Origin of the sequence: Micromonospora sp. NPDC048909, from assembly GCF_040649635.1 — a bacterium.
Taxonomy (GTDB): Bacteria; Actinomycetota; Actinomycetes; order Mycobacteriales; family Micromonosporaceae; genus Micromonospora.
On sequence record NZ_JBEZFU010000003.1, the window covers coordinates 97,523 to 112,375 of the forward strand.

14 protein-coding genes are annotated in these 14,853 nt (G+C 72.6%); 7 read left to right on the forward strand and 7 right to left on the reverse strand.

Annotated elements, in window-relative coordinates; translation table 11 throughout:
* Nucleotides 1-21: 21 nt before the first annotated feature.
* The 5 genes from AB0C04_RS09795 to AB0C04_RS09815 all read right to left on the reverse strand — a co-directional run bounded on the left by AB0C04_RS09795 (nt 22) and on the right by AB0C04_RS09815 (nt 4,135).
* Nucleotides 22-1,119: a sugar ABC transporter substrate-binding protein gene (locus AB0C04_RS09795; RefSeq protein WP_357050995.1), complete on the reverse strand. Its 1,098-nt coding sequence runs from the start codon at nt 1,117-1,119 to the stop codon at nt 22-24.
* 303 nt (nt 1,120-1,422) lie between these two features.
* Nucleotides 1,423-1,902, reverse strand: coding sequence for a Cys-tRNA(Pro) deacylase (gene ybaK / locus AB0C04_RS09800; RefSeq protein ID WP_357050998.1), 480 nt, complete (start codon nt 1,900-1,902; stop codon nt 1,423-1,425).
* A gap of 10 nt (nt 1,903-1,912) precedes the next feature.
* Nucleotides 1,913-3,109: a methyltransferase domain-containing protein gene (locus AB0C04_RS09805; RefSeq protein ID WP_357051001.1), complete on the reverse strand. Its 1,197-nt coding sequence runs from the start codon at nt 3,107-3,109 to the stop codon at nt 1,913-1,915.
* 43 nt (nt 3,110-3,152) lie between these two features.
* The gene (locus tag AB0C04_RS09810) at nt 3,153-3,344 is read right to left on the reverse strand and encodes a DUF397 domain-containing protein (RefSeq protein ID WP_357051004.1); all 192 of its coding nucleotides are present in this window, start codon (nt 3,342-3,344) and stop codon (nt 3,153-3,155) included.
* Complete coding sequence (locus AB0C04_RS09815) at nt 3,335-4,135, reverse strand: helix-turn-helix transcriptional regulator (protein WP_357051007.1); 801 nt, start codon at nt 4,133-4,135, stop codon at nt 3,335-3,337. Before AB0C04_RS09815 ends, AB0C04_RS09810 begins: the two co-directional genes overlap by 10 nt.
* 337 nt (nt 4,136-4,472) lie before the next feature.
* On the opposite strand from AB0C04_RS09815, the gene groES reads away from it, so the two are divergent.
* The 3 genes from groES to AB0C04_RS09830 all read left to right on the forward strand — a co-directional run bounded on the left by groES (nt 4,473) and on the right by AB0C04_RS09830 (nt 8,246).
* Nucleotides 4,473-4,787, forward strand: coding sequence for a co-chaperone GroES (gene groES, locus AB0C04_RS09820; protein ID WP_130404589.1), 315 nt, complete (start codon nt 4,473-4,475; stop codon nt 4,785-4,787).
* A 70-nt stretch (nt 4,788-4,857) separates the two neighbouring features.
* The gene (gene groL, locus AB0C04_RS09825; protein WP_357051010.1) at nt 4,858-6,504 is read left to right on the forward strand and encodes a chaperonin GroEL; all 1,647 of its coding nucleotides are present in this window, start codon (nt 4,858-4,860) and stop codon (nt 6,502-6,504) included.
* A gap of 125 nt (nt 6,505-6,629) precedes the next feature.
* On the forward strand, nt 6,630-8,246 hold the full coding sequence (locus AB0C04_RS09830) for a molybdopterin-dependent oxidoreductase (RefSeq protein ID WP_357051013.1): 1,617 nt from the start codon (nt 6,630-6,632) through the stop codon (nt 8,244-8,246).
* A gap of 72 nt (nt 8,247-8,318) precedes the next feature.
* On the opposite strand, the gene AB0C04_RS09835 is transcribed toward AB0C04_RS09830, so the two are convergent.
* Nucleotides 8,319-8,702, reverse strand: coding sequence for a WhiB family transcriptional regulator (locus AB0C04_RS09835; protein ID WP_357051016.1), 384 nt, complete (start codon nt 8,700-8,702; stop codon nt 8,319-8,321).
* Between the two features lie 250 nt (nt 8,703-8,952).
* Between AB0C04_RS09835 and AB0C04_RS09840 the strand changes: the two genes are divergently transcribed.
* Nucleotides 8,953-9,777, forward strand: coding sequence for a helix-turn-helix transcriptional regulator (locus AB0C04_RS09840; protein ID WP_357051019.1), 825 nt, complete (start codon nt 8,953-8,955; stop codon nt 9,775-9,777).
* A 108-nt stretch (nt 9,778-9,885) separates the two neighbouring features.
* On the opposite strand, the gene AB0C04_RS09845 is transcribed toward AB0C04_RS09840, so the two are convergent.
* Nucleotides 9,886-10,296: a DUF5319 domain-containing protein gene (locus AB0C04_RS09845; RefSeq protein ID WP_350871370.1), complete on the reverse strand. Its 411-nt coding sequence runs from the start codon at nt 10,294-10,296 to the stop codon at nt 9,886-9,888.
* A gap of 183 nt (nt 10,297-10,479) precedes the next feature.
* Between AB0C04_RS09845 and guaB the strand changes: the two genes are divergently transcribed.
* The 3 genes from guaB (at nt 10,480) to AB0C04_RS09860 (ending at nt 14,779) form a co-directional block, all read left to right on the forward strand.
* Nucleotides 10,480-12,042 carry an IMP dehydrogenase gene (guaB, locus tag AB0C04_RS09850; protein ID WP_350871372.1) on the forward strand — a complete coding sequence of 521 codons (1,563 nt, stop codon included), beginning with the start codon at nt 10,480-10,482 and terminating at the stop codon, nt 12,040-12,042.
* A gap of 37 nt (nt 12,043-12,079) precedes the next feature.
* The gene (locus AB0C04_RS09855) at nt 12,080-13,198 is read left to right on the forward strand and encodes a GuaB3 family IMP dehydrogenase-related protein (RefSeq protein ID WP_357051023.1); all 1,119 of its coding nucleotides are present in this window, start codon (nt 12,080-12,082) and stop codon (nt 13,196-13,198) included.
* A gap of 156 nt (nt 13,199-13,354) precedes the next feature.
* Nucleotides 13,355-14,779 (forward strand): M1 family metallopeptidase, encoded by a 1,425-nt coding sequence (locus AB0C04_RS09860; RefSeq protein ID WP_357051026.1) that lies wholly within the window; start codon nt 13,355-13,357, stop codon nt 14,777-14,779.
* Nucleotides 14,780-14,853: the final 74 nt, after the last annotated feature.

Below are 14,853 nucleotides of genomic sequence, written 5' to 3' on the forward strand. Positions count from 1 at the left end.
CTCGGCGGGTACGGCGTCAGCTCAGCTGATGCCGGCCTCGGTGCAGAGCTTCGCGAAGGCGCCGGTGCAGACCTCTTCCTTGGTGACGAAGCCGTCCGCGATGACGTCCTTGACGTTCTCCTTGTAGATCGCCTTCGGGGTCAGCAGCACCGAGGCGACGTCCCGACCGCCCTCCGGGTCCTTGACCGTCTGGCCGGTGTCCTTCTTCTCACCCTTGGCGAGCGCGATGGCCAGGTCCGAGGCGGCCTTCGCCTCCTCCTTGATCGCCTTGTAGACGGTCATGCACTGGTCGCCGGCGAGGATGTTCTGCAGGCCCTCGGTGGTGGCGTCCTGGCCGGTGACCGGGACCTTCCCGTTGAGCTTGTTCTTCTTCAGGATGGAGATGGCCGCGTTGCCGAGGCCGTCGTTCGCGGCGAGCACGCCGTCGATCTTGCCGCTGGCCTTGGTGAGCTGCTGCTCGAAGATCGTGGCGGCCTGCGCGTTGTCCCACTCCGGCACGGAGTCGTCCGCGACCTGGGTGTACTCCTTGGCGTCGAACTTCGGCTTGAGCACCGAGTCGTACCCGTTCTTGAACAGGGTCGCGTTGTTGTCGGTCGGGGAGCCGTTGAGGTACGCGATCGACGGGTTCTTGGCGCCCTTGTCGGTGAGGCACTTGACGAGGCCCTCGCCCTGGAGCTTGCCGACGGCCTCGTTGTCGAAGCTGACGTAGTACTCGGCCGAGCCGCCGAGGGTCAGCCGGTCGTAGTCGATGGTCGCGACACCCTGCGACTTCGCCTTGTCCAGCACGGCCTTGCCGGTGCCGGAGTCCAGGTTGACGATCATCATGGCGGTGACGCCGTTGGTGATCATCTGGTCGGCGATGGTCTGGAACTGGGTCTTGTCGCCCTGCGCGTTCTGGATGTCGTACTGGACGCCGGCGGCCTTGAAGGCCTCCTCCAGGAACTTGCGGTCCGCGCCCTCCCAGCGGGCGGAGGACTTGCTGTCCGGCAGGATCACGCCGATCTTGGGGGTCTTGTCGGAGCCGGCCTGGTCGTTGCCACCGGAGTCGTCGCCGCAGGCGGCCATGCTGCCGGTGGCCAGGAGGCCCACGGCGGCGAAGGTGAGGAGCCCCTTACGCATGTGCAGGGTCCTTTCGGGGTGGGGGAAGGTGTTTCTTTTGTTGTGCCCGGCAACGTATTCCGGTGCGTGGTTGGGGCACAAGAGTGCCGAGGTGGCGACTTTTGTTGGTGGCGGTAACAATTCAGCAACGCGCTCGTCACTCCCAGGTCACCTGACGAGAAAACGCTCTCCAGTGACCACTGTGGTCACGTAGGAAAGCGCCATTCCCACGCCTGACGGCGGGCGATGACAGGCGTTGCGGGCCCGCGTGACGAAGGGGCCGCACCACGCTCCACAGTGGAGATCGTTCGTGTGGCAGGAGAGTCAGCGGGCGGCGAGCGGGGCGGTCTGCGCGCCGGTCAACGTGACCAGGTCGGCCGGGGCGAGTTCGAGCTGGAGGCCGCGCCGACCGGCCGAGACGTAGATGGTCGGGAAGTCCAGCGCGGAGGCGTCCAGCACGGTGGGCAGCCGCTTGCGCTGCCCCAGCGGGCTGATCCCGCCCCGGACGTAGCCGGTGGTCCGCTCGGCGACCACCCGGTCGGCGAGCGCCGCCCGCTTGCCCCCGACGGCGGCGGCCAGCGCCTTGAGGTCGAGTTCCCCGGTGACCGGCACCACCGCCACGGTGAGCCCGCCGTCGACCTCGGTGACCAGCGACTTGAACACCCGCTCCGGCGGTACGCCGAGCGCCGCCGCGACCAGCGCGCCGTAGTTCGGAGCGTCCGGGCTCACGTCGTACGGATGGGTGCTGTGCGCGATCTTCCGCTTCGTCAGCAGTGCCGTCGCCGGCGTGCCCTGTCCCGCCACGGTCGACAACCTAGTCCCCGGCCGGCTGGCACACCAGCACGGTGGGCGCGCCGGCGACCCGGGTGAGCACCAGGCTGGCGGCCGCGGCACCGGACAGCCGCAGGTCCCGCCGGAGCTGTTCCGGGGTGAGCGCCGAGCCCCGCTTGAGGATCTCCACCCGGCCCACGCCGCGCTCGCGGAGCAGGGCGCGCAGCCGCTTCAGCGAGAACGGCAGCACGTCGGTGATCGCCAGGCAGCGGGTGAACGGGCTGCGCGCCGGGGTGTCCGCGTAGAGGTAGGCGATGGTCGGGTCGGCCAGGTTCGCGCCGAGCCGGTCGGCCAGTTCGGCGACGAGGTGGGCGCGGACGACGGCCCCGTCCGGGTCGTGCAGATATCCCCGGACCGGCCCGACGGCCGCCTCCTCGGCGCCCGAGCCGGTGAGCTGGTCGGCGTCGCCCGGGTGGGCCTCGCGCAGGACCGTGGCCCGGCGGGGGACCTCGGCCAGTCGGCCGCACCAGAGCGCCGCCTCGACCAGGTCGCCGTCGACGCTGACCCACTCGGCCTCGGCGCCGGCCGGGATGAGCCCGTGGTCGAGCCCGGGCGCCACCTTCACCACCGTCCGCGGCACCCGCTCGGCCAGCTCGGTCACGAAGTCCCACGGGGGTGAGTAGGCCTTCGGGTCGAAGATCCGCCGGCCGGTGCCGGTGGCGCGCCGCGCCGGGTCGCAGAAGACCGCGTCGACCCGGGAGACGTCGAAGGCGGTCGCGTCGCCGCACTCCACGCTGACCAGCTCGGTCAGCCCGGCCGCCTCGGCGTTCGCGGCGGCCATCGCGGCGGTCAGCGGGTCGGCCTCCACCGCGTACACCCGGATGCCGGCGCGGGCGGCGGCGAGCGCGTCCGCGCCCAGGCCGCTGCCCAGGTCGGCCAGCGTGCGTACGCCGGCCGCCCGCAGCCGCGCGGCGCGCCGGGCCGCGACCGGGCCGCGAGTCGCCTGCTCCAGCCCGGCCCGGGTGAGGAACATCCCGGCCGCCGCCGGACCGAACTTGCCGGCCGCCCGGCGGCGCAGCTCGGCCTGGGTCAGGGCCGCCGCGGCCAGCCCGGCCGGCACGCCGGCCGACCGCAGGGCGGACGCCGCGGCCAGCGGGTCGCCGCCGGCCACCCGGGTCGCGGCGTCGAGCGCGGCCGTCCCCTCGGCGGTACGCAGGGCGGCGAGCTGTTCCAGGTCCACGCGCACATTGTCCGGGCCGTGCCGGACGGGTCGGACGGTGGTGTCAGTGCGAGGTGGGGGTGGCGGCGACGAAGGCCCGCCAACTGGCCGGTGGAAAGGTGAGCGCCGGCCCGGCCGGGTCCTTGCTGTCGCGGACGGCGACCACGCCGGGCAGGTCGTCGGCGACCTCCACGCAGGCGCCGCCGTTGCTGTTGCTGCGAGAGGACTTGCGCCAGGTTGCGTGGGTCAGGTCCATGTCTGCACCACTTCCTCGATCAGCCGGGCGGACTGCCGGCATGGCAGCGCCTCGCCGGTCACAGTCTCCCAGCGCCGCTCCAGGGCGGCAACGTCGTTCGGGCTGTCCACGGTCTGCCCCCGGAGCTGGTTGTCCAGGTGGGCCAGCTCGGCGCCGCTGTCGAGCCGGGCCAGGATGAACGGGCCGTTGAGCCCGACGTGCCAGGGGGCTTCGGCCGGCACCACCCGGACCTGCACGTTCGGTGCGCTGCCGGCGGCGAGCAGGTGCTGGAGCTGCTCGTGCATGACCTTCCGGTCGCCGAGTTGCCGGCGCAGTGTCTGTTCCTCCAGCACCGCGACGAAGTGCGGGCGCGGGTCGCCGGTCAGCGTGGCCTGCCGGGCGAGCCGGGCCACCACCCGGGTCTCCACCTCCTCGGCGGTCAGCTCACCGCCCACGCCGAGCATCGCCCGCGCGTACCCCTCGGTCTGGAGCAGGCCGGGGATCACCGTGGGGTCGTACCAGCGCAGCGCCGCCGCCTCCCGCTCGTTCTCCTCCCACGGGCGGAACCAGGCGGGCGCGGCGTGGAAGCGGATCAGCTCCAACATGCCGACGAAGAGGCCACCGGTGTCCAAGGTTGAGTCGACGCGGGCGAGGTAGTCCGGCTTGACCGGGCTCTGCCCCGTCTCGACCGCGCTCACGTACGACGATGAGTAGTTGACCAGCTTGCCCAGCTCCTCCTGGCTGAGCCCCCGTGCCTGGCGTGCCCGGCGCAACTGTTCGTGCAGGAACGTCAGGGTCGGTATCCGGGACACTCGGCTCCCTTTCCTCGGCATCCGATGCGGGCTGTGCGGAGAGTAGGTAGCCGGTCACCGGGTGGCGAGACGTCTCCGGCGTGTTGCGTCAACCTGTGGCGGAGCTGTGGCGACACGAGGGGCGGTGCGTTGGCACTCTCCTTGACGGAGTGCTAGCCACGGAATAACCTGCGATTAGCACTCTCACCCCGAGGGTGCCAGCTTCCGGGCCACTCGGCCCGGGCGCTGAACGCCAGGCGGACCGGCACCCGCGACGACGGCCCCGCCCGGTGGCATGTGGCAGATGACGCTGGTCGGCTCAGGCCGGCCGGCACAGAAACCAGTACCCCAGGAGGGTATGCCCGTGACTACCGCGACCAAGGTTGCGATCAAGCCGCTCGAGGACCGCATCGTGGTCCAGGCGAACGAGGCTGAGACCACCACGGCGTCGGGCATCGTGATCCCCGACACCGCCAAGGAGAAGCCGCAGGAGGGCACCGTCCTCGCTGTGGGCCCGGGGCGCGTCGACGACAACGGCAACCGGGTTCCGGTTGACGTCAAGGTCGGCGACACCGTCCTCTACTCGAAGTACGGCGGCACCGAGGTCAAGTACGCCGGCGAGGAGTACCTGGTGCTCTCCGCCCGCGACGTCCTCGCGGTCATCGAGAAGTAAGCAACCGATCAGTGTCGTTGCCCCGGTCCGGCTCGCCGGGCCGGGGCAGCGGCGCTTCGAAGGGACATTCATGGCGAAGATCCTGAGCTTCTCGGACGACGCCCGGCACCAGCTGGAGCACGGTGTCAACGCCCTCGCGGACACGGTCAAGGTCACCCTCGGACCGCGCGGGCGCAACGTCGTCCTGGACAAGAAATTCGGTGCGCCGACGATCACCAACGATGGTGTGACCATCGCCAAGGAGATCGAGCTCACCAACCCCTACGAGAACCTCGGCGCGCAGCTGGTCAAGGAGGTGGCGACGAAGACCAACGACGTCGCCGGCGACGGGACCACCACCGCGACCGTGCTGGCCCAGGCGATGGTCCGTGAGGGCCTGCGCAACGTGACCGCCGGGGCCAACCCCGCCGGCCTCAAGCGGGGCATCGACGCGGCGGCCGCCAAGGTCTCCGAGGCGCTGCTCGGCCGGGCCGTCGAGGTCGCCGACAAGGAGTCGATCGCGCACGTGGCGACGATCTCCGCGCAGGATTCCACCATCGGTGAGCTGATCGCCGAGGCGATGGAGCGGGTCGGCCGCGACGGTGTCATCACCGTCGAGGAGGGCTCCACCCTCACCACCGAGCTGGACGTGACCGAGGGTCTCCAGTTCGACAAGGGCTTCATCTCGCCGAACTTCGTCACCGACGTGGAGGGGCAGGAGTCCGTCCTCGAGGACGCGTACATCCTGATCACCACGCAGAAGATCTCGGCGATCGAGGAGCTGCTGCCGCTGCTGGAGAAGGTCCTCCAGAACAGCAAGCCGCTGCTGATCATCGCCGAGGACGTGGAGGGCCAGGCGCTCTCCACCCTGGTGGTCAACTCGATCCGCAAGACCGTCAAGGTCTGCGCGGTCAAGGCCCCGGGCTTCGGCGATCGGCGCAAGGCGATGCTCCAGGACATCGCGATCTCCACCGGCGCCGAGCTGGTCGCCCCGGAGCTGGGCTACAAGCTCGACCAGGTCGGCCTGGAGGTGCTCGGCACCGCCCGGCGCATTGTGGTCGACAAGGAGAACACCACGATCGTCGACGGCGGCGGCCAGAGCGCCGACGTCGCCGACCGGGTGGCCCAGATCCGCAAGGAGATCGAGGCCTCCGACTCCGAGTGGGACCGGGAGAAGCTGGCCGAGCGGCTGGCGAAGCTCTCCGGCGGCATCGCGGTCATCAAGGCGGGCGCGGCGACCGAGGTCGAGATGAAGGAGCGCAAGCACCGCATCGAGGACGCCATCGCCGCGACCAAGGCCGCGGTCGAGGAGGGCACCGTCCCGGGTGGTGGCGCCGCCCTGGCGCAGATCCTGCCGGTGCTCGACGACGACCTCGGCTTCACCGGTGACGAGAAGGTCGGTGTCTCGATCGTGCGCAAGGCGCTGGTCGAGCCGCTGCGCTGGATCGCCCAGAACGCCGGCCACGACGGCTACGTGGTGGTGCAGAAGGTCGCCGGCAAGGAGTGGGGCAACGGCCTCGACGCCGCCGCCGGCGAGTACGTCGACCTGGTCAAGTCCGGCATCCTGGACCCGGTGAAGGTGACCCGCAACGCGGTCACCAACGCCGCTTCCATCGCCGGCCTGCTGCTCACCACCGAGAGCCTCGTGGTGGAGAAGCCGGCCGAGCCGGAGCCGGCCGCCGCCGGTGGCCACGGCCACTCGCACGGCCACGGTCACCAGCACGGCCCGGGCTTCTGACCCACGTCGTACGCCCGGTCGGGGCACACCGTCACTCGGCGGTGTGCCCCGACGCGTTCGTGCCGATGGTTACCGAACGCTGACGTCCCTACCGGCCGGCCCGCTCGATCGGAAACACTGGGCCGATGAGCACCACCACCCCTCGCTTCGCCGCCCTGGCCGGGATCACCGCCGCCGCCGTGGCGATCGGCGTCGCCGAACTCACCGCCGTCCTGACCGGCCCCCGATCGGCCCCGCTGGTCGCGGTCGGGGGCGTGGTGGTGGACACCGTGCCGGAGCCGCTCAAGCAGTTCGCGATCGACCTCTTCGGCCGGTACGACAAGCTCGCCCTGCTGACCGGCACGGCGCTGCTGCTGGCCGCCTTCGCCGCGCTGCTCGGCGTGCTCTCGGTGCGCCGGCTCGCCGTCGGCCTCGCCGGGATCGCCGGCTTCGCCGCCCTCGGCGTCGCCGCCGCCCTCACCCGGGTCGACGCGGACGCCGCCGACGCGCTGCCCTCGCTGCTCGGCGCCGCGCTCGGGGCGGCCGTGCTGTGGGCCTTCATCGCCGGCCCGCTGGAGCTGGACCCGTGGCCCTGGACCCCGCCCACGCCCGCCCCGGCGGTCCCCGCACCGGCGACGACGACCGGGGACACCGCGCCGCCGCCGGCCGGAGGGGCGCCGCTGGAGGTCACCGATCCGGGATCCCGGCGACGGTTCCTCACCGGGACCGGGGCGCTGCTCGGCGCGGCGGCCGTGACCGGCCTCGGCGGGCACTGGCTGGCCGGCCGGCGTGGCGTGTCGGCCGCCCGGCAGGCGGTGGTGCTGCCGGCCCCGGCCTCGCCCGCCCCCGCGCTACCGGCCGGGGCGGATCTCTCCCTGACCCAGCTCGCGCCCTACGTCACTTCGAACGTCGGCTTCTACCGGATCGACACCGCCCTGGTGGTACCGCAGGTGGACCCGGAGACCTGGCAGCTGCGCATCCACGGCCGGGTCCGCCGCCCGCTCACGATCAGCTTCGCCGAGCTGCTGGCCCGACCGATGGTGGAGCGGTACGTCACGCTCGCCTGCGTCTCCAACGAGGTCGGCGGGGACCTGATCGGCAATGCCCGCTGGCTGGGCGTACCGATCCGGGACCTGCTGGACGAGGCCGAGCCGGAGGAGGGCGCGGACCAGGTGGTCGGCCGCTCGGTCGACGGCTGGACCTGCGGCACCCCGACGGCGGCGCTGCGCGACGGGCGGGACGCGCTGCTGGCGGTGGGGATGAACGGCGAGCCGTTGCCGATCGAGCACGGGTTCCCGGTCCGGATGGTGGTGCCCGGCCTCTACGGCTACGTGTCGGCCTGCAAGTGGGTGACCGAGCTGGAGCTGACCAGCTTCGCCGACTTCGACGCGTACTGGGTGCCGCGGGGGTGGTCGGCGCAGGGGCCGATCAAGACCCAGTCGCGGATCGACGCGCCCCGGGCGCGCAACCGGCTGACCGCCGGCCGGGTGGTGGTGGCCGGGGTGGCCTGGGCGCAGCAGCGGGGGATCCGGCGGGTCGAGGTCCGCGTCGACGACGGGCCCTGGCAGGACGCGGTGCTGGCCCCCACGGTCTCGGTGGACACCTGGGTGCAGTGGTCGTGGGGCTGGGACGCCACGCCCGGCGAGCACCGGCTCCAGGTCCGGGCCACCGACGCCGCGGGCGAGACGCAGACCGCGCGCGAGCAGGACGTCGCGCCCGACGGCGCCACCGGCTGGCACACGGTCACCGTGACCGTCCGCTGACCAGCCTGGTCACACGTCGAACCGCGCCCCTGGTCGGGGCGCGGTTCGCGGAATCGGCGGTGTGCGGTGGGCTCAGGCGACGTTGCGCTGGGCCGGCAGGGTCGACTTGTGCGGCCGGCCCAACCGGGCCTCCAGCCGGGCGACGTCGACCCGGCTCTGCCGGCGGTCGGCCAGGTCCTCCCAGCCGACGGCGAGCAGGCGCAGCCGCTCGGCCTCGCTGAAGCCACCCCAGACGCCGTACGGCTCGCGCACCGACAGCGCGTGCGCGGCGCATTCGGCCCGGACCGGGCAGGTACGGCAGACGGCCTTGGCGCTGGACTCGCGGCGCAGCCGCGAGGAGCCCCGCTCGCCGTCGGGGTGGAAGAACTGGGCACTGTCGCGCCCCCGGCAGGCGCCGAGTCGCTGCCAGTCCCAGAGATCGACGATGGGTCCGGGCAGTCTACGTACGTTCGACATCAGCACCCCTCCTCCCGCGCGGCACCGCGAGGTTCTGTTGGCCGGTTTCGGGCGGCGGGCCGCGCAGGCGCACCGTTTCCGGCCTGGACCTCCGGTACCCGGCCGGTTCGTGACTCACACTTCTGTGATCGAAAACGTCCGGCGACTTGCGTCAAATGCGCCATCTGTCGTAAAAGTTCGGAGGATTGCCGGGAACCTCCTCCCCAGCCGACCCCGTCATGGTCTGCTCGTTGGCGGAGAGGAGAGCACAGTGCGTAACGTTCTTGTGTGCGTCCGGACACCGCTCGCGGCGCAGCACCTGACCTCTGCGGCGGCCCGGCTGGGACTGTCCGCGGTCGTCCGTACCGCGGTCTCCGATCCCGAGGTGATGTTGCGCCTCGCCGAGCGGCAACCCGACGTGGTTCTCGCCGACACGGCGCTCACCCGCCCCGACAGCGCCGGCTTCGTGCGCCGGGTGCTGGCCCGCGCGCCGCAGGCCGCGGTGCTGCTCTTCGGCGCGGAGGAGTCCGAGGCGGCCGCAGCCACCATCAACGCCGGCGCCCGCGGTCTGATCCAGGGCACCGACCACGACCTGACCAGCGCGGTCGCCAAGGCGCTGCTGCTGCTCTCCGCCCCCGGGCGGGCCGCCCGGCACCGGGTCAACGACCCGGCCCGGGACACCGCCTCGGTCGGCGGCTCGGGCCGCTCCGTGCCGCCCGGCCGGCCCTCGGGCGAGTCCGGCCCCGGCTGGCCGGCCGGGCCGGCGGAGGGACCCAACGGCGTACCGGCGGTGGTGCCGGTGCAGCGCGGCGACGACGGGGCCGAGACGGGCGGCGAGGCGGAGGGTACGCCGCCGGACGGGCAGCGGCCGGCGCCGAACGTCCGGGCCGCCCGTGCCGCCATCGGGCTGACCGAGCGTGAGCTCCAGGTGCTGCTCGGCATGGCGGAGGGCAAGAGCAACGCCGAGATCGGGCGCGAGCTGTTCGTCTCGGAGGACACCGTCAAGACGCACGCCCGCCGGCTGTTCCGCAAGCTGGGCGCGCGGGACCGGGCGCACGCGGTGGCCGCCGGCTTCCGCGCCGGGCTGGTGGCCTGAAGGGCCCACCATCGCGAGTCGTCGGCCGGGCCGCGGAGTGATCTGCCGCACCGGTCGACGTCGTGCCGCGGCGTGATCCCTCCCACCGTGGGCCGTGCCGCCCGAGCCTCAGGCGTCGGCGCTGGGCTCCTCGTCGGCGCCCTCGGTGAGGGTGTCGTGCACGCCGTCGGCGTAGCCCCGGGCGTACTCCCAGGTGACGTAGTGATCCGGGTCGGGGTCGTAGGCCGGCTCGTGCACCCGCGGCCGGCCGGAGCTGAGCAGGTGGCGCAGGTTGCCCCGGAGCAGATCCCAGTCGAAGTAGTGCGGCTCCCGGCAGTCTTCGCACTCGATGACCAGCCCACGGACCCCGATCGGCGCCAACAACGCCTGGTAGATCTCCAGGTCGGCGAGGTCCTCGAGCACGTCCTGCCGCTCGATCTCGGTCAGCGGGTCCAGCGGTGCGTCGTCGCCGGGGTCGTGCAGGCCCGCGGCCGGATCGGCCGGGTCGCCGTTGAACGGGTCGATGGGCTCGTCGTGCACCCCCTCACCGTAGACCCAACGCCGCCGCGACGCCCGCCCCCGGGCGCGTGCCGGCCGGCCCGCCGCGACGAGGCCTTGCCCAGCTCACTGGGTACGATGAGACGACGCGTCGCGCCTGGCGCGTTCCGGTGCCTACCCGCGCCACCTCGCTGAAGCCGATCCGAGCAGCTCAGGAGAGCAATCGTGGAAATTTCGCCCAGCACCGATCTTCCGACCGGCGCCGACCACGGCGAGCTGGGCGGTCACCTGCCGGAGCTGCCCGCCGGCTCGGCCCGGGTGGTCCCGCTCGGCCTCACCTTCGACGACGTGCTGCTCCAGCCCGGCGAGTCGGACGTGGTGCCCAGCCGGGTCAACACGGTCACCCGGCTGACCCGCAACGTCACCCTCTCCGTGCCGCTGCTCTCCAGCGCGATGGACACGGTGACCGAGGCGCGGATGGCGATCGCGATGGCCCGCCAGGGTGGCATCGGCGTGCTGCACCGCAACCTCTCCGTGGACGACCAGGCGCTCCAGGTCGACCTGGTCAAGCGCTCCGAGTCCGGCATGATCACCAACCCGGTGACGGCCAGCCCCGACGACACGCTGCGCGACGTCGACGCGCTCTGCGGCCGCTACCGGATCTCCGGCGTGCCGGTGGTCGACCGGGACGGCGAGCTGGTCGGCATCGTGACCAACCGCGACATGCGGTTCGTGTCCGACCCGGCCACCCCGGTCCGCGAGATCATGACCAAGGCTCCGCTGATCACCGCGCCGGTCGGGGTCAGCAAGGACGAGGCGCTGGCCCTGCTGCGCCAGCACAAGGTGGAGAAGCTGCCGATCGTGGACGGCTCCGGCCGGCTGCGCGGGCTGATCACCGTCAAGGACTTCACCAAGAGCGAGCAGTACCCGGACGCCACCAAGGACGACGCCGGCCGGCTCCGGGTGGCCGCCGCGATCGGTGTCGGCGAGGACTCGTACAAGCGGGCCCGGGCGCTGGTCGACGCGGGCGTGGACGTGCTGATCGTGGACACCGCGCACGGCCACCAGCGGGCCGTGCTGGACATGGTCCGCCGGCTCAAGAAGGACGTGAGCGTCGACATCGTCGGCGGCAACATCGCCACGTACGCCGGGGCCAGGGCGCTGGTCGAGGCGGGCGCCGACGGCGTCAAGGTCGGGGTCGGCCCGGGTGCCATCTGCACCACCCGGATCGTCGCCGGGGTCGGCGTACCGCAGATCACCGCGATCATGGAAGCGGCCCGGGCCGCCCGCCCGGCCGGCGTGCCGGTGATCGGTGACGGTGGCATCCAGTATTCGGGCGACATCGCCAAGGCCCTGGTCGCCGGCGCCGACACGGTGATGCTCGGCAGCCTGCTGGCCGGCTGCGAGGAGAGCCCCGGCGAGCTGATCTTCGTCAACGGCAAGCAGTTCAAGGCGTACCGGGGGATGGGCTCGCTCGGTGCGATGCAGTCCCGCGGGCAGGCCAAGTCCTACTCCAAGGACCGCTACTTCCAGCAGGACGTGCTCAGCGACGAGAAGCTCGTCCCGGAGGGCGTCGAGGGTCAGGTGCCCTACCGCGGGCCGCTCTCCCGGGTCGCCCACCAGCTGGTCGGCGGCCTGCGGCTGGCGATGGGCTACGCGGGCGCGGAGAACATCCCCCAGCTCCACGCGCGCGGCCAGCTGATCCGGATCACCGCGGCCGGGCTCAAGGAGAGCCACCCGCACGACATCCAGATGACCACCGAGGCGCCCAACTACCACACCCGCTGACTTCCCCCACCACCCCCGAAGACAACTGGAGTGACCCATGCGTGACGTGGTCGAGATCGGGTTGGGCAAGACCGCGCAGCGCGGTTACCACCTGGACGACATCGCGATCGTGCCGAGCCGCCGGACGCGGGACGTCGACGACGTCTCCACCGCCTGGCAGCTCGACGCCTACCAGTTCGGCATCCCGTGCGTCGGGCACCCCTCGGACGCCACCATGAGCCCCGCCTCCGCCGTCCGGCTCGGCCAGCTCGGTGGTCTCGGCGTGCTCAACGTCGAGGGGCTCTGGACCCGCTACGAGAACCCGGCCAAGGTGCTGGAGGAGCTGGCCGGCCTCGACGAGGACGACCGGGCCACCAAGCGCCTCCAGGAGGTCTACGCCGAGCCGATCCGCCCCGACCTGATCGCGGAACGGGTCCGCGAGCTGCGCGCCGGTGGCGGCACGGTGGCGGTGCGGGTCTCCCCGCAGCACACCCTGGCGCTCGCCCCGGTGATCCTGGACGCCGGGGTCGACATCCTGGTCATCCAGGGCACCATCGTCTCCGCCGAGCACGTCTCGACCACCGACGAGCCGCTGAACCTCAAGGAGTTCATCGCCGACCTCGACCTGCCGGTCATCGTCGGCGGCTGCACCGACTACAAGACCGCGCTGCACCTGATGCGTACCGGCGCGGCCGGCGTGATCGTGGGCATCGGCGGGGACGACTGGTCGACCACCGAGTCGGTGCTCGGGATCCGGGTGCCGATGGCGACCGCGATCGCCGACGCGGCGGCGGCCCGCCGGGACTACCTCGACGAGACCGGCGGGCGGTACGTGCACCTGATCGCCGACGGCGACATGCAGACCTCCGGCGACATCGCCAAGGCGCTCGGCTGCGGCGCGGACGCGGTGATGCTCGGCGAGCCGCTATCGCTCTGCGAGGAGGCGCCCGCCGGTGGCACCTGGTGGCACTCGGCGGCCAGCCACCCGTCGCTGCCGCGCGGCGCGTTCGAGTCCGCCAGCGAGCCGCTCGGCTCCATGGAGCAGCTCCTCTTCGGCCCGGCCGACGAGCCGGACGGCCAGCTCAACCTCTTCGGTGGGCTGCGCCGGGCGATGGCCAAGTGCGGCTACCGCGACCTCAAGGAGTTCCAGAAGGTCGGGCTGGTCCTGGACCGCTGAGGCGTACGTCGCACGACGGAAGGTCGGCCCCGCCACGGTGCGGGTCCGGCCTTTCGTCGTAGCCGGGGGAAACTCGGCATCCGGCGATCCGCGCCTCGCGCCCGGTCGCCCTGGCTAGGCTCGTCCTGACCGGCGATCGTCGCGGGAGGAGTGTGCATGGTCCTGACCGGACGGACCCCGCCCCGCCGCGGGCCGGCCGCCGTAGTCGCCGCGCTGACCTGCACGATCGCGCTGGTCGCGGTTGGTTGCACGGGCGACGACGAGGGTGGGTTTCGGCCCGGCGCCGCCGACGCCGGCGACCCGTACGTGCCGGGGCGCGGCAACGGCGGCTACGACGTCACCCACTACGGCCTCGACGTCCGCTACGACCCGGCGACCGACCGGCTGACCGGCCGGGCCACCATCTCGGCGACGGCCACCCAGGACCTGTCCCGGTTCAATCTGGACCTGGCCGGGCTCGACGTCGGCGCGGTCACCGTCGGTGGCGCCCGGGCTGAGCACCGCCGCGGCGACGGCGAGCTGGTGGTGACCCCATCCGACGGGCTGACGCGCGGCCAGCCGTTCAGCGTGGCGGTCGAGTACGCCGGCGTGCCCGCCCCGGTCGCCGACGGCGCGCTGGGCGTCGGTGGCTTCCTGCACACCGACGACGGTGCGATCGCGCTCGGCCAGCCGGACTCGGCGGCCACCTGGTTCCCGGTCAACGACCACCCGTCGGACAAGGCCAGCTACGACATCGCGGTGACCGTCCCGGACGGGCTCGCCGCACTGAGCAACGGGGTACCCGGGCCGAAGCGCAGCGCGGGCGGCTGGACCACCTGGCGGTGGGCCGAGCGGCAGCCGATGGCCAGCTACCTGACCACGCTGGTGATCGGTGACTACCGGGTCACCACGGGCACGCACGCCGGGCGGCCGATGGTGACCGCTGTCCCGTCGAGTGAGCCGGCCGGCGGTGCCGCCGCCGCGTCGCTGGCCCGCACCGGGGCGATCGTCGACTTCCTCGCCACCCGGTTCGGGCCGTACCCGTTCGAGTCGTACGGGGGGATCGTGGTCGCCGACCCGCGGATCGGCTACGCGCTGGAGACGCAGTCCCGGCCGGTGTACGGCCCCGGGTTCTTCCTCGACGACCGGCCCAATCCGGCGGTGGTGGCGCACGAACTGGCCCACCAGTGGTTCGGCGACAGCGTGTCGCTGAGCCACTGGCGCGACATCTGGCTCAACGAGGGCTTCGCCAGCTACGCCGAGTGGCTCTGGGAGGAGCACGACGGCGGCCGGACCGCGCAGCGTGCCTTCGAGGCCCAGTACGCGACCACCGACTGGTCGCAGCCCTCGGTGGACCCGGGCCGGGCAGCGATGTTCGGCAACGCCGTCTACAAGCGCGGCGCGCTGGCCGTGCACGCGCTGCGCCGCACGGTCGGCGACGACGCGTTCTTCCGCATCCTGCGGGCCTGGACGGCCGAGCGGCGCGACGGCAACGCCACCACGGAGGACCTGATCGTCCTCGCCGAACGGGTCTCCGGCCGGCAGTTGAGGTCCCTCTTCGACGCGTGGCTGGTCGGTGGCTCCGCACCCGCCCTGCCGTGACGATCTTGTGATGGTCGCTCGGTAGGCTGCCGCGGAACGGACGGGCGACGCGCCGGGCCGCGCCGGTCGGCGCG